Source organism: Collinsella sp. An2 (genome assembly GCF_002160065.1).
Lineage (GTDB): Bacteria > Actinomycetota > Coriobacteriia > Coriobacteriales > Coriobacteriaceae > Limicola.
Genome location: NZ_NFJW01000005.1, coordinates 127,083 through 145,013, shown reverse-complemented (window position 1 = coordinate 145,013; position 17,931 = coordinate 127,083). Strand labels below are relative to the sequence as shown.

At 65.5% G+C, this 17,931-nt stretch carries 12 protein-coding genes and 1 tRNA gene; 8 read left to right on the top strand and 5 right to left on the bottom strand.

The genetic code is table 11. The annotated features are described in order from the left end of the window. The first annotated feature begins 456 nt into the window (after window positions 1–456). Both B5F33_RS05130 and B5F33_RS05125 read left to right on the top strand, forming a co-directional pair. On the top strand, window positions 457–2,853 hold the full coding sequence (locus tag B5F33_RS05130; RefSeq protein ID WP_087410718.1) for a hypothetical protein: 2,397 nt from the start codon (window positions 457–459) through the stop codon (window positions 2,851–2,853). A 213-nt stretch (window positions 2,854–3,066) separates the two neighbouring features. Next, window positions 3,067–3,157: transfer RNA gene (locus tag B5F33_RS05125), tRNA-Ser, on the top strand. Window positions 3,158–3,845: 688 nt separating this feature from the next. Here the strand turns inward: B5F33_RS05125 and gluQRS are convergent. The 4 genes from gluQRS to B5F33_RS05105 all read right to left on the bottom strand — a co-directional run bounded on the left by gluQRS (window position 3,846) and on the right by B5F33_RS05105 (window position 8,573). Continuing rightward, window positions 3,846–4,823, bottom strand: coding sequence for a tRNA glutamyl-Q(34) synthetase GluQRS (gene gluQRS / locus B5F33_RS05120; RefSeq protein ID WP_087410717.1), 978 nt, complete (start codon window positions 4,821–4,823; stop codon window positions 3,846–3,848). Between the two features lie 209 nt (window positions 4,824–5,032). Continuing rightward, window positions 5,033–6,217: an ABC transporter permease gene (locus B5F33_RS05115; RefSeq protein WP_087410716.1), complete on the bottom strand. Its 1,185-nt coding sequence runs from the start codon at window positions 6,215–6,217 to the stop codon at window positions 5,033–5,035. Beyond that, on the bottom strand, window positions 6,204–7,442 hold the full coding sequence (locus B5F33_RS05110; RefSeq protein ID WP_087410715.1) for an ABC transporter permease: 1,239 nt from the start codon (window positions 7,440–7,442) through the stop codon (window positions 6,204–6,206). Before B5F33_RS05110 ends, B5F33_RS05115 begins: the two co-directional genes overlap by 14 nt. A 6-nt stretch (window positions 7,443–7,448) precedes the next feature. Then, complete coding sequence (locus B5F33_RS05105; protein WP_087410714.1) at window positions 7,449–8,573, bottom strand: ABC transporter ATP-binding protein; 1,125 nt, start codon at window positions 8,571–8,573, stop codon at window positions 7,449–7,451. 345 nt (window positions 8,574–8,918) lie between these two features. On the opposite strand from B5F33_RS05105, the gene B5F33_RS05100 reads away from it, so the two are divergent. Together B5F33_RS05100 and B5F33_RS05095 are read left to right on the top strand one after the other, a co-directional pair. Then, entirely contained in the window at window positions 8,919–10,136 is a 1,218-nt protein-coding gene (locus B5F33_RS05100) for a histidine kinase (RefSeq protein ID WP_087410713.1), read from the top strand. A gap of 69 nt (window positions 10,137–10,205) precedes the next feature. Continuing rightward, entirely contained in the window at window positions 10,206–10,850 is a 645-nt protein-coding gene (locus B5F33_RS05095) for a response regulator transcription factor (protein WP_087410712.1), read from the top strand. Window positions 10,851–11,109: 259 nt separating this feature from the next. Here B5F33_RS05095 and B5F33_RS05090 read toward each other — a convergent pair whose 3' ends face one another. Beyond that, window positions 11,110–11,628, bottom strand: a complete 519-nt coding sequence (locus B5F33_RS05090) for a ferritin (RefSeq protein ID WP_087410711.1) — start codon at window positions 11,626–11,628, stop codon at window positions 11,110–11,112. 377 nt (window positions 11,629–12,005) lie between these two features. Here B5F33_RS05090 and B5F33_RS05085 point away from each other — a divergent pair, with 377 nt between their 5' ends. The 4 genes from B5F33_RS05085 (at window position 12,006) to B5F33_RS05070 (ending at window position 17,874) form a co-directional block, all read left to right on the top strand. Beyond that, the gene (locus tag B5F33_RS05085) at window positions 12,006–14,009 is read left to right on the top strand and encodes a DUF2207 domain-containing protein (protein WP_239284823.1); all 2,004 of its coding nucleotides are present in this window, start codon (window positions 12,006–12,008) and stop codon (window positions 14,007–14,009) included. Window positions 14,010–14,189: 180 nt separating this feature from the next. After that, complete coding sequence (purH, locus tag B5F33_RS05080) at window positions 14,190–15,824, top strand: bifunctional phosphoribosylaminoimidazolecarboxamide formyltransferase/IMP cyclohydrolase (protein ID WP_087410710.1); 1,635 nt, start codon at window positions 14,190–14,192, stop codon at window positions 15,822–15,824. A gap of 309 nt (window positions 15,825–16,133) precedes the next feature. Next, window positions 16,134–16,799 carry a response regulator transcription factor gene (locus tag B5F33_RS05075; protein ID WP_087410709.1) on the top strand — a complete coding sequence of 222 codons (666 nt, stop codon included), beginning with the start codon at window positions 16,134–16,136 and terminating at the stop codon, window positions 16,797–16,799. A gap of 7 nt (window positions 16,800–16,806) precedes the next feature. Continuing rightward, complete coding sequence (locus tag B5F33_RS05070; protein WP_087410708.1) at window positions 16,807–17,874, top strand: sensor histidine kinase; 1,068 nt, start codon at window positions 16,807–16,809, stop codon at window positions 17,872–17,874. The last annotated feature ends 57 nt before the right edge of the window (window positions 17,875–17,931 follow it).

Genomic DNA, 17,931 nt, shown 5'->3' with positions numbered 1-17,931 from the left:
TACGTGCGGTACGGCGGCACCGCAGGCGACGATTACAAAGCCATTGTTCCCGCCCAGCCCGCGACCCGGTATGCCGCGGGGAGGCTTTCCCTCAATGGCTTTCTCATATCGTCTCATATGGCGTCACCAGGCAGTTGCGCTGGCCGTGGTGTTTGCGGTGGCTACGGCGGCGGCCGTGGTTGCTGCGTCGGCCGTGGTGGCTGCGGTGATGACGCCGGCTATGGCGCTGACTGCGTCGGCCGCGGTGGCTGCACTGACCGTGACACCAGATGCCCGCACGCCTACGACCGCATCGAGCTGTGCCGCCAGAGGGTCCTTGCGTCTCCTCGCACAGGCCGCCATACGTTCGGCGAGCGATTTGCCCACAGACGGAATAGTTTGATGCCGGTCCGGCGGCAACAGGCACAATGGGAATAGGCGGCACTGCAGCGCCGTTATGACCCAGGGGGTGCATTCGTGTCCGATCATTCGTTCAAGCTTCCGCTTCTTGCAGGCCGAAAGAAGCTTCCCGTGCTTCCCGGCCAGCAGAAGGGGGTGCAGTACGGCGTTATTTGGGATGCATGCCCCATTCCCGAACGTGGCTCTTGCTATATCGTGCGGTTCGAGACCGCGATGACCGTTTCCATACTGGCGTACGTGGATAACCACGGCGGCGTCTTCCATGTGGACCATCCCATCACGCTGGCTCCGGCCGGCAATCCAGACGTTGTCGCGGTGCCCGACGCCAACGGGCACGCGGGAACGCTGTACGTGAAGGATTCCCGCGACGATCTGCAGCCTCATGGGCGGTATCGCGGGGCGTTTTCGGGCACCATGCGCGAGGTGGCCGATGTGGCAACGTGGAACACGCAGCGAAGCCTGACGTATCGTCCGTTCATGGCCTCGGTATACCTGCGTTTCTGCGTGCTGGACAACGCGCTTCGGCCGCGCCGTGTCGGGACAAGCACGGTAGACGTGGCACCCAGGCCGCTCGGACGTCAGGTTCAGCTGTTCCACGATTTCACGTCGGTCGCATTGCCCGATGCTATCGCGGCCATGCTGTACCGCATTGATGCGCAGCAAGATCCGTCGGGCATCGAGCGTTTTGCGCGGCGGGTGCTGGGGGCAATCGACTGCGACCGCCTGCGCGCTATCGTGGCAAAATGCCCAGTCACCCTGGTGCGCATCGACCGTATGGACGGCTTTTATCTGGTGTTCGACCGCGATGAGGTCGACGCTGCCGACCAAGGATTTCTGCTGTCGGTCGAGGCGGCGATCAACCGGGTGTATCGGGTGCTCGTGGCCATGGGCTTCGGGCTGCGCGCCGTGACGGCCTCGCCTTCGGAAGAAGCATGCTCGCTGCTGGATCAGCGCTCGTTTGTCTCGGTCACATCCAGCGTCAAGTCGGTGCTTGCCGATGCGACCTCTCCCAACGGGTGGGCGTGTCCGGGCGCGGTTTCGTGTGTGCCGGGCGGAGACTGGGACATGCGCACGCGCTTTGCAGCGTGTTGCGAGGCTCTCAACTTCACGGTGCGCTTCGAATACAACTTCCGTTGCGACGCCGCTAAGAAGCGCTTTGCTGTCGAGTTCATTGCCCCCGATGTCGATGCCCTGCCACAGGGGCTCTACGATCAGGCGGCGGGGGCTTGGCACGTGTTGGACGACGTCGAGCGTGCTGCGGTGGCGGTGGAGTATGCAGACCGGATGGTTCTGGTTGTTGCCGCGGCTGCATTTGCGTCGAGCCTGATGCTGGGTTCGTGCACGGTCGTCTGTCTCGACAGACAAACGAGGTCTCCACAGCGGGCCTTCCAGTTCGATCGAACGGCGTTTACCGCAGAGCTCGTTCCGCTCGCCGAGCGGCTTGATGGAGCTCCGCTGCGGGGCGGCGCTGCTCGGAAAGCGCTTGAGGTGTACCTAACCCGGGCGGAGATGCCCGTGGTGCAGACCCCGGAGTTGTTTGTGGCTCCGCGCGACGACGATCGCACGCTTCCCCCAAAGCTGCAGAGGCTCTTGCTGGCGGACAAGGCCTCCGAGCTCGAGGTCATGGAGGCGCCGGACGACCCGTACATGGCGCGCCTGCATGCGCTGCGCGACCTGATGCCCTATGACCGCGATCGGGCTGTCGAGGGGTTCGTGGGCCTGGTGGGGGAGCTCGAGGCGTCGTGTGCCGCGGCCGAGCTGCTCAGCGACCGGCCGCTGCGAAGCGAGTTCTGCGAAAGCTATCTGGGACGCATCGTCTTGCCGCTCGTTGTCGACGATCCCGCCGTGCGTATTCATCGCGTGCCGGACGCGCTCTTCTTCGCCCAATATGAGTTGAGCGATGCGTGCTTCCGCGCGGGCGATTTGGACCGTGCGCTTGTCGAGGCGCGCAAGCTGCTGGACATGGCTGCAACCTCCATGCAGGCCCACTTCATGATGGTGAACGTTTTGGCGCGTCTGGAGCGCTTCCAGGAGGTTGTAGAGGTTGTCCGCCATGGGGTGCGCGTGGCGTTCGAGCGGGAGTCGCTGGCATACCTGTACTACCGCGGCGCGTTTGCGTTTTGGAACCTGGGGAATCGCGAGGCGGCTCTGGCGTGCTATTGCTTGGTTCCCGAGAACGGCCGGCTGGGTGAGCTCGTGCGCAGTGAGATGGGACCGCTGATGGCCGAGATGGGCAGGTCCGACCGCCCCGACCTGGACGAGGTCGCCGCGACGCTGCACGACGAAGGCCTGCCGGTTCCACCCGACCCGGCCGTAGCGCGGCAGATTTCGGACGCGGCGGTGCTGCTTGCCGACAACAGCTTCCTTCACTTGGCGAATCGCTGCGTGCGCGGCATGTGGCACATCATGGGCAACGACGAGCTGGGTGTCATCAGCAGATCCATGATGTCCTAGGACCGCCTGGAGCATGTGTGGTGCAGGCGGGGTCGAACCGCCGACGGGGCGGGCCTGTGCGTAGCCGATACTTGGGGTGAACGCCGCCTTCCGGCCGGGTCTTTCGACCAGGGTCGTGGGCGTTGCGGGGAATCAATTCTCCAAGATTCTAAAAGAGTTGTGCAGCATCCTTGTGCTTTGGCGCATTGGTACGGTAATATATGACCTTGCTACGGAGAGCTGACCGAGAGGCCGAAGGTGCTCGCCTGCTAAGCGAGTATTCCCCACAAGGGAATCTGGGGTTCGAATCCCCAGCTCTCCGCCAGCCGAATTACAGTGCCCGTGTCCCCAAGGGATGCGGGCATTTTTGATCCAGGAGGCCATCTCCTCGGCGTCCGTGCCGAAGGCCCTCTGCGTCACCTCGCCCGTGTAGAGGTTGAACGCGCAGGCCGACACGGAGCGGGCGTGTACGTCGAGCCCGATGGAGGTAACACGGGTCATGGGGAGCCTCCTCCCATACGTGCGGTACGGCGGGTACCGCAGGTTGACGATACACAGCCATTGTTCCCGCCCAGCCCGCGACCCGGTATGCCGCGGGGAGGCTTTCCCTTCAATGGCTTTCTCATATCGTCTGTTTAGGCCGGGGAGGGATGCGGGCTTTGCTGCTTAAGGCCTGTAGGAGCCGAGGGCTATAGCGCGAAGTCGAGGCTCATAGGACGTACACGGGGTTTGAGGGCCTACGGGCTGAGGGACTGCGAGGCTGAGGTTACGTGCCCCGTTTTCAAGTTGCGTGCGCGATTGTAAAGTTGATAGAGGATTTCGGCCACATTCGCCTCTTTTTGAAGCCGGAAATGGCCGAATCGCGCCCGCAATTTCTGGTAGGCACACGCAACTGCCGTTGGACGTACGCAACTTCCGCCAGACGTACGTAACCCGAAAACGGGGTACGCAATTTCACGGGGAAGAGCCTCGAAGGTACTGTCGAGGTCCTCGGAAGTGCTTCGCCGGCGTCGCTAGGCGCGCCAGTAGAGTTCGCTGGGGTCGATGCAGATGTTGTCGCGGTGGGTGCGCACAAGATTCCAGTCAAAGAGCTCGACAAGATCGGCTGCGCTGCGCGGCCGTGTGTCCGGCGCAAGGCCCGTGGTGCCGGCGAGCCAGCCCAGCAGACGCTCGGGCGTTCCGAAGTGCTCGCGAAGCCCTTCCATGTCGAGGTCACGGTCGCGTTTGGAGAGCCGTCGCCCGTCGGGCGTGGTCAAAAGGGGTACGTGAGCGTATGCGGGGTGGGGAAGCCCCAGAAGCTCTTGCAGATACATCTGGCGCGGAACGGATCCCAGCAGGTCACATCCGCGGACAACTTCGGTGACGCCCATGTCTGCGTCGTCGACCACAACGGCGAGCTGATAGGCAAAGACCCCGTCGCTTCGGCGTACCAAGAAGTCGCCGCATTCGCGTGCGAGGATTTCGCGCTGAGGGCCATAGACGCGGTCGACGAACGAGATCGTGCCGTTCGGCGCATCGGGCTCGGGCACGCGCAGGCGTTGGGCGGCAGGACGCAGGTGGGATCGCTCCGCTACGTCCTGGGCGGACAGGTTGCGGCAGGTGCCTGCATAGATAGGTGTTCCGTCGCTTGCGTGCGGCGCGCTTGCGGCGTGCAGCTCTGCTCGCGTACAGAAGCAGGGGTAGAGAACGCCCTGCCGGTCAAGGTGAGCCAGAGCGTCTTCATAGAGGGGCATGCGGTCGCGCTGCCGGTAGGGGCCTTCGTCCCATTCCAGGCCAAGCCAGTGTAGGTCGTCCAGCAGCAGGTCGGTCCAAGGGCCGCTCTGAGTTCGGGGATCGAGGTCCTCGATGCGCATGACGATCGAGCCTCCCTGGCTGCGCACGGATAGCCAGGCAACGAGCGAAGCAAAAACGTTGCCCAGATGCATGCGGCCGGAAGGGGAGGGGGCGAAACGTCCGCGCGGGGTGCGGTGATGTGAAGCCGGGATACTCATGGGCGCCAGTATAGGACCTGGCGGCGTGGCGGTCCAGCAAGCTGTGCATCATCCGGCCTGCCGGTCCAGCGATCATGCGATCACGCGTTATCTGGTCCGTCGGGTCGGCAGGCCGTGCGGCATCCGGTTCACCGACCCTATCCTCGCAGGGTCAAGACGGGGAACACGCGGGCGTATCGCGAGCGCACGCCCGGCACCGTTCGCTTGCATCATGCCTGTGTGGCCCTTCGAGCCCGCCCCACGGCGAGCCCCGCTGTCGCGATGGCCAGAGCGAAGAGCGCCACGATGCCGGCGTCCAGCAGCACCGTGCGCACCAGGTCGGGGGACACGCTCGTGGCCCGCACGAGTTCCTGCATGCCGCTCACTGCCCAGTATCCTGGCGTAAAGCGTGCCACCGCCGTCACGGCTTCAGACATGTTGTCGAGCGGGACCCACGTGCCGCCCAAAAACGCCACGACCATGGCCGCGATGTTGCAGATGGCGTGGATGAGCTCGTGGCGCACATTGAGCTGCCACACCAGAAAGCCGAACGCCATGCCCACCAGGGTGAGCGCCAGCAGCAGCACAAGCATAAGCAGAACAAAGACGGGTGGCACCGGGGCTAACTCCGCGTGGTAGAGTGCGAGCCCTGCACCGGCGTTGATGGCCCACACCGCGAGTCCGCACAGCGCGATGGCGCCCACCACCTGCGCGTCGAAGCGCGTCTGGGGCACGCATGACGCCCCGATGCGTTGTCGGATGCTGGGCAGCCGCAGGCTGAAGAGGCCCGTACCCACGATTGCCGCGATGCCGCCGAAGAGGGCGTAGAGCGCAAACTGGCAGTACACCAGGTAAGAGACGGGGATGCCGGTTTCGGCGGTGGGCGCGGTCTGCACGGCCACACCTGTCAGCTGCGCGTCGGCAACCAGGCCCACCAGTTCGCTCGCGGGCGCGTCGCTTGCGGCGGCAAGCGCGTAGAGCTCCTGCGTCCAGGTACGCACCCGCTGGTCGACGAGGGCGCCGGAGGCGTTTCGATAGCTCACGATGCACTCGAGCTCGGGCGCGTCGGCGTCTGTTCGCGCGGCAGCCATCAGCGCGTCGCCGTAGCCCGCGGGGATGACAAGCACGTAGTTGGCGTAGTCGTTGGCAGCGGATTCCTGCAGGGAAAGGGCGGTGTCCTCCACCTCCACGAGCTCGCAGGTGTTTTCAAGATACGCCGTGAGCGCGCGCGAGACGGTGCTGCCGTCGCGGTCCACGACCGCAGCCGTGGGACGGGCGGCCTCGTAGTCCTCGGCGCTGGCGGGTCCTATGCTTCCCGCAGCAAGCGCGCCCACGATTGAGAACAGCAGAACGTACACGGCAAAAAGTACGCGATGCTCGCGCACGAGCCGGCAGGCGATGCTAACAATGGGCATGGCGGGTCCTCCTCATGCAGAGCGCGGCGCCCAGGGCAAGCACGGCGGCGATTCCCACGAGCGCCGCGAGCGCCTGGCCAAACGGCGCGAGGGAGTCGTAGAAGGTCAAGGCAAAGAAGGCGTCCGTCGCCTGGGTGGCCGGGTTGATGAGCTGCAGAAGCGGCATGTTGCGGGTGAGCCAGTTGCCGAGCTCCACGGCCGGCTCGCCAAAGAGCCCGGCGGGGAGCGAGAGCGCAAGTGTGCAGATGGTGACGAGGGCGTCTTTGACGCGCGGGTTGGCGCCGGGAAGCGACCCGATGAACGCTCCGAAGGCGCACGAGACGAGGGCGCAGGCCGCGCAGGCCACCGGAGTCAGCCATACGCGCCCACCAAACGAGACGCCGGCGACGAGCCACAGGAAGGCGATGGTGACGAGCATGCTTGCCATCACGATGAGCCAGCTCGCGGCGATTGCCGCCACCAGTTGTCGGCTCGGCGGGGTGGCGCTCACCTGGCAGCGGTCGCCAAGGGCGGAGGCGCCGGATCGTGTGCGCTCGATGAGGGTCTTGGCCACATCGGTGCACATGATGCACGAGTATCCCAGCAGCGCGTAGTAATAGCGGCTCATCTCTTGCGGCGGCTCGCGAAGAATATCGAGCTCGACCGTGCCGGCGCGAGAGTCGGCGAGGTTCCGGGCAAACGACGCGGCCGACTCGGAGGAGGCGAGAGCGGCCGGGTCGTGCTCGGCAAGGTTGGCGGCGAGCTCCTCGCCTTGCAGGTAGCGGTCGAGCACGAGCTGGATGATAGCCTGGCTGGTAGTGCCGCTGTCGGCGGGGGACACGTAGAGTACGGGCTTGCCCGCGGCGTCAACCGCGAGGTAGGCCGCAACGTCGCCGGCGAGCACGGCGGCTCGGGCGTCGTCGGCGGTGGCGTAGCGGGTGAGGGCGAAGAGGGGACTGTCCTTCTCTGAGGCATCGCTTTCGACGGCGCGCGTCTCCTCCGAGCTGTGGGCGGCCGCTCCTTCTCCGGCCAGGCCCTCGACCAGCTCGCGCAGGCCTGTAGCCGCGTTCCAGCGGGCGTCGGCCACCACGCCGAGCGGGATGTCGCTTGCGTACTGCGAGCTTGAGAAGTTCGAGAACATCGTCATGAAGATGGTGGCCATGATGAGGGGGAAGAGAAACGCCCAGATCACGATGCTCGTGTTGCGAAGGCTCGTGCGGACGTTACGGGCGATGAGTGCGAGCATGGCGGGTCACCGCCCGCTGCGGCTGCGCGAGGCGTCGGGGTCGCCGCCGCCCTCGCTGTCGCGCAGGTCGCTGCCGGTGATTTCCAGGAAGACGTCGTTGAGCGTCGGCGGCTCAGAGTACACACGTACGGGCTCTGCGCCGGCATCGTTGAGCACGCCGAGAACCTCGGCCAGATGGCTCGACCCCTGTGCGCAGGCCACGTGCAGCTCGCGGCCGCGGTAGCTCGCCCGCAGCACGCACGGCAGGTAACGCACCGCTTCGAGTGCGCGTGCGGACAGGCCGGGCACCTCGGCCACGATCTTCTCGCCCATGTCGATCATGGCTTTGAGCTCGCCGACGGTGCCCTCGGCCACGGTGCGGCCATGGTCCATGATCATCACACGGCTGCAGATCTGCTCGACTTCTTCCATATAGTGGCTGGTGTAGACCACCGTGGCGCCCTCGTCTACAAGGTGCAGGATACCTCCGAGGATGGCGTTTCGGCTCTGCGGGTCGACAGCGACGGTGGGCTCGTCAAAAAAGATGAGCTCGGGTCGATGCGCGATGCCACAGGCGATGTTGAGGCGCCGGAGCAGGCCGCCCGAGAGCTTGCGCGGCCGGAAGCGCCGGAAGTCTCCCAGCCCCGTGAAGGCGATGGCGTCCTCCACAAGCTTGCGGCGTGCGCGGCAGTCGGATACATAGAGCGAGCAGAAGGCGTCGATGTTCTCGGTCACCGTGAGCTCTTCAAAGACGGCGACCTGCTGCGGCACGATGCCGATGCGTCGCTTGAGGTCGTAGCGGGTGGGCGTCATACGCTCCCCAAAGAGCTCGATGGTGCCCTTTTGGTAGCCAAGGAGCTGAAGCATGCAGTTGATGGCCGTGGTCTTGCCGCAGCCGTTGGGACCGAGCAGGCCAAAGATCTCGCCGCGGTGGACGGTGAGGTCGAAGTGGTCGAGGGCGGTGAGGTCGCCGTAGCGCTTGACGAGCTGGCGCACAGCGATGATGGGGGCGGCGCCCTCGGTTGCTGTTGAGTTGATGCCGCGGTCCGCGGGCTCGGCGGGCGGGGCCGGGGCTGCCACCGATGGGGCGGCGGCGGACTCGACGAGACCGGTGGCGACCAAGGCGTCGCTGACGGGATGTTGCGTGGACATGAGACCTCCTCATGCATCGTGGATGCTTGCAGTATTGCCTTCGGCATCCCGTGGCGGAAGTGAGGTTTGTCACGAGTTGCGCACCCCTCCGCGGGCACCCGTGCATGGCCCGGCGTCCTTGTTCTCCCAAAGCGTGCGTGCCGCCCCTGCGTTCCGCGTGCTTGTACGATGCCCGAACGCGCCGTCCCGAGACGGCTGGGCGTATCCAGAGGGTTCGCCGGCAGCGCTTCCGGGGGATGGGAGATGCGGGGGAGAAGGGTGACATTTGTCACGTTTTGGGCGTGCCAGACGCTGCCGGCTGGCATCGTGCCGTGGATGGCGCAGGCCGTGCGGTAGACTGGCCCCATGGAACGACTGACCGACAAGCTGGTGCTTCTTGTGTGCTGCCTTGCTGCCGCGATCGCCTTTGCCCCGCGGGCGGCGAGCGTGGCGGCGCTCTGTCTGTGCGCCGCGATGGCGTGCGCCGTCGAGGTGCTCGGGCCCGATGGGGTTGCTTCTGAAGGTACAGGCGGGGACGGCGTCGTTGCGGGTGGGGCGGGCCGGGCGGCGCGGCGCGCAGCGGCGATTGCGGTCGTGTTGCCGCTTGCCTGCAGCGCGCTTCCGTTGGCGATTCCCGAGGCTCTGGTGGCCTTGCCGCTTGGCACCTACGACCTTGCCCGCCAGCGACGCCGCATCCTGCTGGCGGTCCCGGTGGTCGTCTGGCTTGCCGGCATCCGTCGTGGCGCGCTCGACCTGCTCGGCATCGCGTTTATCGGGTGTCTGGTCGCGGCCGCCGCCCTGCTGGCCGTTCGCACCGAGGCTACGCGCCGCCAGCGCGAACGCAACCGTCGGGAGCGCGATCGCCTGAGTGAGAGGTCGCTCAGGCTCGAGGCGCAGAATCGCGACCTCCTTGATAAGCGTGAGCTTGCCGTGCGCGTGGCTGTGCTCGAGGAGCGCACGCGCATCGCGCGCGAGATCCATGACAACGTGGGGCATCTGCTGACGCGCGCTCTGCTGCAGATCAGGGCCTATCAGGTGGTGTTTGCGCAGGACGACCGGGCACGTGATGCGTTTGCCGCGCTGGGCGAGGGGCTCGATGAGGCGCTCGGTACGGTGCGCACCAGCGTGCGGGACCTGCACGACGACCGGATTGATGTGGGTGCTCAGGTGGCGAGCATCGTTGCGGAGGCGCCGGTGCCCGCCACCTGCACGTCCGATGTGGAAGCCGCGCCGCCCGAGGTCGCGAGCTGCCTTGCCGCTGTGACGCGCGAGGCGCTTTCCAACGTGGCTCATCATGCCGGTTCCGGTGCACGTGCCGAGGTGCAACTTGTGGAGCATCCCGCGTTTTGGCAGCTGACCGTCGTGGACGACGGTGGCGCGGGGGATGGGGCCGCGGCTGCCGCGCCTCGGACCGGGCACGGCTTTGGGCTCACCTCCATGGCCGAGCGCGTGCATGCCTTGGGCGGGTCGTTTCGGGCTGGCCCGGATCCGAGTGGTCCGGGGTGGCGTGTGTTCGCGAGCATTCCCAAGCCGGATGCGGTGTCCGAGGGCGCCGGACGTGGCGCGGGGCCGGGCTCGGTATGAGCTGCGCGGCTCATGGACGGCCCGGGTTCTCTCTATCATTCGACGGGCATCGCAAGAAGGGAAGTTCTCATGCGCGTGATCATCGTGGACGACGACCGCCTCATCTGCGACTCGCTCGGCATCATCCTTGGCGCCGAGCCCGATATCGATGTCGTGGGCATCGGGACCGACGGAGACGCCGCCGTTCGTCTCGCCTCCGAGGAGCGCCCCGACGTTACGCTCATGGATATCCAGATGCCCGGCTGCGACGGCCTTTCCGCAGCTCAAAAGATCATCGAGCGCGACCCGACGGCGCGGATCGTCTTTCTGACCACGTTCTCCGACGACGAGTACATCGTCCGTGCGCTCGCACTCGGCGCCCGCGGATATCTCATCAAGCAGGACGTGGCCACCATCGCTCCGGCGCTCCGGGCGGTTATGGCGGGCCAGAGCGTGCTTGAGGGCGAGGTGCTTGCCCGCGTCACGCAGCAGGGTGGCGCGGGCGGGCGCGCTGTCGATGGCGAGCCCGCCTCCTCGGCAGGCGACCCGTTCGCTGCGCTGACCGAGCGCGAACGCGAGGTTGCCGAGCTCATCGCCGAAGGACTCGACAACCGCGAGATCGCCGGGACGGCTTACCTGGGTGAGGGGACGGTTCGCAACCACATCAGCTCGATTTTGGCAAAGCTGCATCTTAAGAACCGCACGCAGATCGCCATCGCCTATTGGCGTCGGTGAGATGCGTGGCACGCCGGAGGCAAGGCACGCGGCGTGCTGGAAGCGAGGCATTCGACCCGCCGGAAGTGAGGCGCTCAGTCCACCGGCAGTGAGGCGTGCAGTCCGCCAGAAGCGAGGTGCGCGGCCCGCCGGAATACAACAAGGAACCCCGGGCGCGGGGCCCGAGGTTCCTTGGAAAAGGGGGGATGCATATGAAGGCGACGCGGCGGCCCGACAGCCGAGTCGAGTGTGTCGGGCGCCGCTGCCTGCAGAGTCGCTGTTACAGCGGCAGAGCGGTCATCTGGGTGTAGACGCGGGCCTGATACTCGCGGTCGAGGTCGTAAAGACCCTTGGGATCGCAGCCGAAGAGCTTCATGTTGGTGGTCATGTCGCGCGCGTTGGTCTCCTCTTCGCCCTGCTCGCTCACGAACCAATCCAGGAACTTCATGGTGCGGACGTCGTGGGCCTCATGGGCAACCTCATAGCAGTGGTGGATGAGGCTCGTGACGTACTCCTCATGCTCCAGACCTGCCTCAAGCGGCTCGATATCGGAGCCGAACGTCTTGTCCGGCTTGGCGATGGCCTCCATGGTGGGCGTGAAGTCGTTGTCGAGGAGATAGCGACGAATCGCCAGCGCGTGATCCATCTCCTCCTTGGCCTGGATCATGTACCAGTTGGCAAAGCCCTTGAGGCCGCGGTCCTCGTAGTAGTCGGCAAAGGTGAGATAGAGGTACGAAGAGTAGAACTCTGCGTTGATCTGCTTGTTCAGAACGTCTGTAACCTGATCGGTGAGTGCCATGTGATAGGACCTTTCTGCTGTATCCGCCGGCTGGCTGCCGCGGGTGTCAGTGAGGAATATACCCACTCGTGCGGACACATGCGCGGGCATGTCGATTGTCGGGGGTCCTCGCGAATTCTTCACGACTCGCCCCCGAGGGGCCGTTTGCCTTTCACCGGGCGGCCGTGTTGCGCAGGCTGGCGCGGCATCTGACCATGGCGGGCGTCGAAGCCCGCCTCCGGGGCCGCCCTGCGCGAACCGGCGTGGCATGCCGGCTGCGGTCCTTGCTTGCAGGGCCGCTGGTCGCCGCGCGGTTTCCGCTCGTGGGGCGCGGCCTTGGGGTGTCCGGGCGGCCATGTACAATGGGTCCGAGGTTATTCCGGTCGAAAGGAACGACGATGTCCCTCATCCGATTCCGTGCCACGCCTGCCGGCGGACAGCTCCGTTCGATGGATGGCGGGCCTTCCCGTCGCCAGGGTGCTCCGCGCGGCTTCGCGACGCGCCTCATCGCTGCGCTCGTGCTCGTCTGCGCAATCGCCGTCGCGCGGCCAGCTTCCGCCTATGCCGACTCATTTGAGACGGAACGCGTGGATATCAGCGCCGCCGTTCTGGCGGACGGAGGCCTGCAGGTCACGGAGCTGAGAACCATGGCGTTCGACGATGACGTCAACGGTGTCTTTTGGAGCCTGCCTTTGGCCGAGAACCAGCAGGGTATGCCCACCTCGTACCACATCGATGCGGTGCAGGCTATCGATGAGGACGGCACGCAGCGCGCCTTTTCCCAGGTGGATAACGCACAGAACGGCGACCGCGATGTCTATACCACCTCGCTGGATTCCTCGCAGGTGCAGGTGAAGCTCTTCTCGCCGCAGGAGGATGGCGACGAGGTGACCTTCTCGATTTCGTACACGCTGAGAGGTGCGGTCATGGCGTGGCCCGACACCGCCGAGCTGTACTGGCAGTTCGTTGGCCCCGGTTGGGAGGACGAGTCGAACGACGTATCGCTCAAGATCTCGTTCCCGGTGGCGGACCTTGCCGCCGACACCAACACGGACGCCAAGGCGTTTCGCGCCTGGGGCCACGGTCCGCTCGATGCGTCGGTGGCCCTTGATTTGACGGTGCCCGAGGTAACCTACACCGTTCCCGCGGTCGATGGAGGAGAGTTTGCGGAGGCCCGCGTGGTCTTTCCGCTTGCCTGGGTGCCGGACCTCACCGTGCCACAGAGCGTGTCGGGCGAGGAGCGCATGCAGACGGTCCTGAGCGAGGAGCAGCGGTGGGCCGACGAGGCAAACGCCCGCCGAGAGCAGGCGCGCACCGTCACCTTGGTGGGGTCGATCGTGCTGGTATCCGTAGGCGCCGTCCTGCTGGTCGCGATGGTCGTGCTCAAGCTCACGCGCGGTCGTTCGAGCAAGCCGAGCTTCCAGGAGACCTATTTCCGTGATGTGCCGTCGCAGGACCATCCGGCTGTGATCGCGGCGTTCATGGGCAGCGACGTTCCCGACAACGCGTTCATCGCCACACTCATGCACCTCACCGACGACGGCATCATCACGCTGAATCAGGAGACGGTCAAAGAACGCCGGCTGTTGGGCGGCAGCAAGGAGGTCGAGGACTACCGCATGACCCTCCAGGATCCGACGCGTGTCACCGATTCGATCGATCGTGCCGCTATCGACCTGTACTTTGGCCCGGGTGCTCAGGCTGGCGACTCGGTGCTCTTTGGCAGCTTGGACCAGGAGGCCAAGCACAGCCCCACGTCCTACTCCGAGCGCATCGAGGCCTTTAAGAGCGAGGTCAGGGCGCGCCTCGAGATGCGCGGGCTCGTGGCATCGACCGGGGCGGCCTATATAGCGGTGGCATCCGTGCTTGGCGCGATTGTCATCGTGGGCGCGGTATTCTTCATGGCGTTGACCGATGGGGCAAACCTGCCGGCGAGCTTCGTGGCCATAGCGCTTGCGGCCGTGGCCATCGTGGTGTCCTTTACCTTCAAGCGCTACTCGCAGGAAGGCGTTGAGTTGAGGGCGCGCTGCGAGGCGCTCAAGCGCTGGCTCGAGGATTTCACCCGTCTGGACGAAGCGGTGCCCGACGACTTGATCTTGTGGAACAAGCTGCTGGTCATGGCGGTTGCCCTGGACGTGTCGGACGAGGTCCTGCGGGCGCTTGCCGACGCCGTTCCGGTCGATCGGCGCATGGACCCGTATGGTGGCTACTACTTCCCCTTGTATTGGTGGTGCTACCCGCACGGCGGCATGGGGTCGCCCGCCCACGAGATGCACGGCGTCCACCAGGCAACGATTTCGCAGCTCGCGTCGAGCGCAGACAGCTCTGCAGGTGGTTTCGGCGGCGGTTTTTCGGGAGGCGGCGGAGGCGGCGTCGGCGGCGGAGGCGGCGGCAGCTTCTAGTGCGGAGTGCGGCGAGGAGCTCGTGGCAGCGCGTCGATCGTGCCGTACAGCCGCCACATTGCCGCGCTTGCTCCAAAACCGAGGTCGTCAGATGCCGAGACCTCGCCGTTGCGCTACATTAGACAGGTACGTTTCGCGCCGCGTGCAAGACCGCGGCGCACGACACAGAGAGGGGCTTGCATGGGATCTGAGGTAAAGATCGCGCGAGCGTTGGTCTCGGTGACCGACAAGACGGGAGTCGTCGACTTTGCTCGAGCGCTCGTCGAGGACTTCGGGGTCGAGATCATCTCCACGGGCGGTACGGCGCGCGCCATCGAGGAGGCGGGCGTTCCTGTGACCCCCATCGAGGAGTTCACCGGGTTCCCCGAGATGATGGACGGCCGCGTGAAGACGCTGCATCCCAAGGTCCACGGCGGCCTGCTTGCCCGTCGCGACTCGCCGCAGCACATGGCGGAGGCCGCGGAGCACGGCATCAAGATGATCGACCTGGTCGTCGTCAACCTCTATGAGTTCGAGAAGACCGTCGCCAAGCCCGACGTCACCTTTGCCGACGCCATCGAGCACATCGATATCGGCGGCCCCAGCATGCTGCGTTCTGCCGCGAAGAACAACGACTCGGTGACCGTTGTGTGCGACCCTGCGGACTACGACAAGATCCTTGAGGAGATGCACCTGCACAACGGCTCCACCACGCTGGCCACGCGTCGTCGCCTGGCCGCGAAGGTCTACACCACCACGGCCGCCTACGACACGGCAATCTCGCTGTGGCTCAACGACTATCTGGGCAGCCAGGAGGCGTCCGTCGACGGCGGCGAGGCCTTCGAGCCGCCCGCGGAGCTCACGCTGCACCTCACCAAGGTCCAGGACCTGCGCTATGGCGAGAACCCGCACCAGCCGGCCGCCGTGTACCAGTTCGGAGACGACTTCGCGCGCATGGGTTCTTCGGCGAATCCGCTCGTCGGCGCCACGCAGATCCAGGGCAAGCCGCTTTCCTACAACAACCTGCTCGACGCCGACGCCGCCTGGAACGCGGTGCGCGAGTTCGACGAGCCTGCATGCGTGATTCTGAAGCACCAGAACCCCTGCGGCTCCGCCGTCGCGCCCGATGTGACGTCCGCCTACGACCGCGCCTTCTCCTGCGACCCGAAGAGCGCCTTCGGCGGCATCATCGCCGTGAACCGCGAGGTGCCCTTCGAGCTGGTCGAGCATTTCGCCGACCAGAACAAGCAGTTCGTCGAGGTGCTCATTGCCCCGAGCTACACCCAGGCGGCGCTTGACCGTCTAGCCAAGCGCACCAACCTGCGCGTGCTTGCCACGGGCGGCGCCGAAGGCCACGCCAAGCTCGAGGCGCGCTCCATCGACGGCGGTATGCTCGTGCAGTGCGTGGACACGGTGGACGAGGACCCCACCGAGTTCACCTGCCCCACCATCCGCAAACCCACGGACAAGGAGATGACCGACCTGCTCTTCGCCTGGCGCGTGGTCAAGACGGTCAAGTCGAACGCCATTCTGGTGGCCAAGAACGAGGCCGGCATCGGCATGGGGCCGGGTCAGCCCAACCGCGTCGACTCTGCGCTTTTGGCCTGCGAGCGCGCCGAGGAGGCCTGCGAGCGCCTGGGCATGACCGCCGAGGGCCTGGTCGCGGCGTCCGATGCGTTCTTCCCGTTCCGCGACAACGTGGACGTGCTTGCCGAGCACGGCGTGACCGCCATAATCCAGCCGGGCGGCTCGGTGCGCGACGACGAGTCCATTAAGGCCTGCGACGACCATGGCATCGCGATGATCTTCACCGGCACGCGCCACTTCCGTCACTAGCGGGGCCGCTGCCAAGAACATGAGGGTTGACCCGAGCGGGCCACCCGACAAGACAACGATGGGACGGAAGGGCGCCTTTGCCCTTCTGTCCCGTTTTGAAAGGGGGCCCGGTATGCGCGCGTCCGATCGCCAGGATCAGACCATCAAGTACCTTCGTCTTCTGGGCAGGGAGTTCTAAGATGCTACGGAGCGTGGGGCGAAGGCATCGCCCGAACACGTGGTGACGATAAGGAATCCAGCATTGCCCGTGAGGGCCTTGCGGGGAAGCGTCGATCCGTATGGACCGAACTATGACGAATGGGAGGCCCCATGGCGCTGGTCTACATCGTGGAGGATGACGAGGCGATTCGCGGCGAGCTTGCACAGGTGCTCGAGCGCAACGGCTTCGACGTCGCTTACTGCACCACGTTCGACAACGTGGTCGAGGACATCCAGGCGGCCGGGCCCGACGTGGTGCTGCTTGACCTGACGCTGCCGGGCACGGACGGCCAGTTCGTCTGCCGGGAGCTGCGCGCTGTCTCCCAGGTGCCCATCATGGTGCTTACCTCCCGCGCAACCGAGATCGACGAGGTCATGAGCATGACCATGGGCGCCGACGACTTCATTCCAAAGCCCTATCGCGCCCGTGTGCTCGTTGCGCGCATCCAGGCTCTGCTGCGTCGCGTGGCGGGCGCCTCGGACCGGCGCGTGGTGGAGCACAACGGCGTGACCCTTGACCTGTCGCGCTCCACGGCATCGGCCAACGGGCGTCAGGTGGAGCTCACCAAAAACGAGATGCGCATCCTGGCGCTGTTGATCTCGCGGGCGGGGACCATCGTCTCGCGCGAGGCCATCATGCGCGACCTGTGGGATTCCGACGCCTTCGTGGATGACAACACCCTGACGGTCAATATCAACCGCCTGCGGGCCACGCTGGAAAAGATCGGCGTGACGGGCTATCTCACCACGCATCGCGGCCGCGGCTACTCGGTGTGAGGCAGCCATGAACCTTCGCTCGTATCTGAGGTCATCCTGGCCCGCGGTGACCCTGGCGGTGTTCTCTGTCGCCATGTGTGGATTCGTGCTGTTGGTGGCGGCAGCGGGGGTGGCTGTAACCCTTCTGGCCTGCGGCATTGTGACGGTTGGGTTCATCTTGGCGTTTGCAACGGAGTATCTGCGCCGCCGGGCGTTCTACCGAGCGCTCGACAGCTATGCCTCCACTGTGGAGCATCCGCTGTGGATCACCGAGGCCGTCGACCGGCCCGACTTTATAGACGGCGAGATCGTCTACGACGCCCTACGCGCCGTGGCGAAGGCGGCTAACGACGACGTGGCTTCGTATCGCAGGCAGGCCGTCGACTACCGAGAGTACATCGAGACCTGGGTCCACGAGGCAAAGTCGCCGCTCGCGGCCGCCCATCTCATGCTTGACAACCTGCAGGCCGACCCCGCGCTTGACGACGGCGTCTACGACAAGCTCGAGTCGCTCGACGGCGAGCTGCGGCGCGTCGAGGGCTATGTCGAGCAGGCGCTTTTCTACGCCCGCTCCGAGGCAGTCGAGCGCGACTATCTCATTCGCAGCTATAGCCTGGATACCCTGGTGGCGGACGCCATCAAGGCGAATGCGCCGGCGCTGATCGCGGCGCACATCGCACCTGTGCGCCGCAACCTCGACATGCAGGTGTTCACCGACCAAAAATGGATCGAATTCATGCTGGGCCAGGTCATTCAAAACAGCGTGAAGTATGCCCGGCAAGACCATCCCTTCATTGAGTTCTCCGCCCGCTTGGTGGACGAGGGCGGCGCCAACGAGAGCGTTGAGCTCACCGTGCGCGACAACGGCTGCGGGGTGGGGGCGGCCGACCTGCCGCGCGTCTTTGAGAAAGGCTTTACCGGGGAAAACGGCCGCGTGGGCAAGCGCTCAACAGGTATTGGCCTGTACCTGGTAAAACGCCTGTGCGACAAGATGGGTGTGGGCGTGGACGCCGCCTCGCGCGAGGGCGAGGGCTTTGCGGTCATCTTCACGTTTTCGACCAACCGATTCCATTATGTCGATCGGGGAGCCCTCTAAGCTTTGGTTGCCCTTAGGTCACTGCCGAGGCGGCGGCAAGGGGCCCACACACTAAAA

What these genes read in the sequence shown, in the direction of transcription:
- gluQRS (WP_087410717.1), bottom strand. Translation starts at nt 4,823, where the DNA reads ATGAGTATCCCGGCTTCACATCACCGCACCCCGCGCGGACGTTTCGCC.
- B5F33_RS05115 (WP_087410716.1), bottom strand. Translation starts at nt 6,217, where the DNA reads ATGCCCATTGTTAGCATCGCCTGCCGGCTCGTGCGCGAGCATCGCGTA.
- B5F33_RS05110 (WP_087410715.1), bottom strand. Translation starts at nt 7,442, where the DNA reads ATGCTCGCACTCATCGCCCGTAACGTCCGCACGAGCCTTCGCAACACG.
- B5F33_RS05105 (WP_087410714.1), bottom strand. Translation starts at nt 8,573, where the DNA reads ATGTCCACGCAACATCCCGTCAGCGACGCCTTGGTCGCCACCGGTCTC.
- B5F33_RS05100 (WP_087410713.1), top strand. Translation starts at nt 8,919, where the DNA reads ATGGAACGACTGACCGACAAGCTGGTGCTTCTTGTGTGCTGCCTTGCT.
- B5F33_RS05095 (WP_087410712.1), top strand. Translation starts at nt 10,206, where the DNA reads ATGCGCGTGATCATCGTGGACGACGACCGCCTCATCTGCGACTCGCTC.
- B5F33_RS05090 (WP_087410711.1), bottom strand. Translation starts at nt 11,628, where the DNA reads ATGGCACTCACCGATCAGGTTACAGACGTTCTGAACAAGCAGATCAAC.
- B5F33_RS05085 (WP_239284823.1), top strand. Translation starts at nt 12,006, where the DNA reads ATGTCCCTCATCCGATTCCGTGCCACGCCTGCCGGCGGACAGCTCCGT.
- purH (WP_087410710.1), top strand. Translation starts at nt 14,190, where the DNA reads ATGGGATCTGAGGTAAAGATCGCGCGAGCGTTGGTCTCGGTGACCGAC.
- B5F33_RS05075 (WP_087410709.1), top strand. Translation starts at nt 16,134, where the DNA reads ATGGCGCTGGTCTACATCGTGGAGGATGACGAGGCGATTCGCGGCGAG.
- B5F33_RS05070 (WP_087410708.1), top strand. Translation starts at nt 16,807, where the DNA reads ATGAACCTTCGCTCGTATCTGAGGTCATCCTGGCCCGCGGTGACCCTG.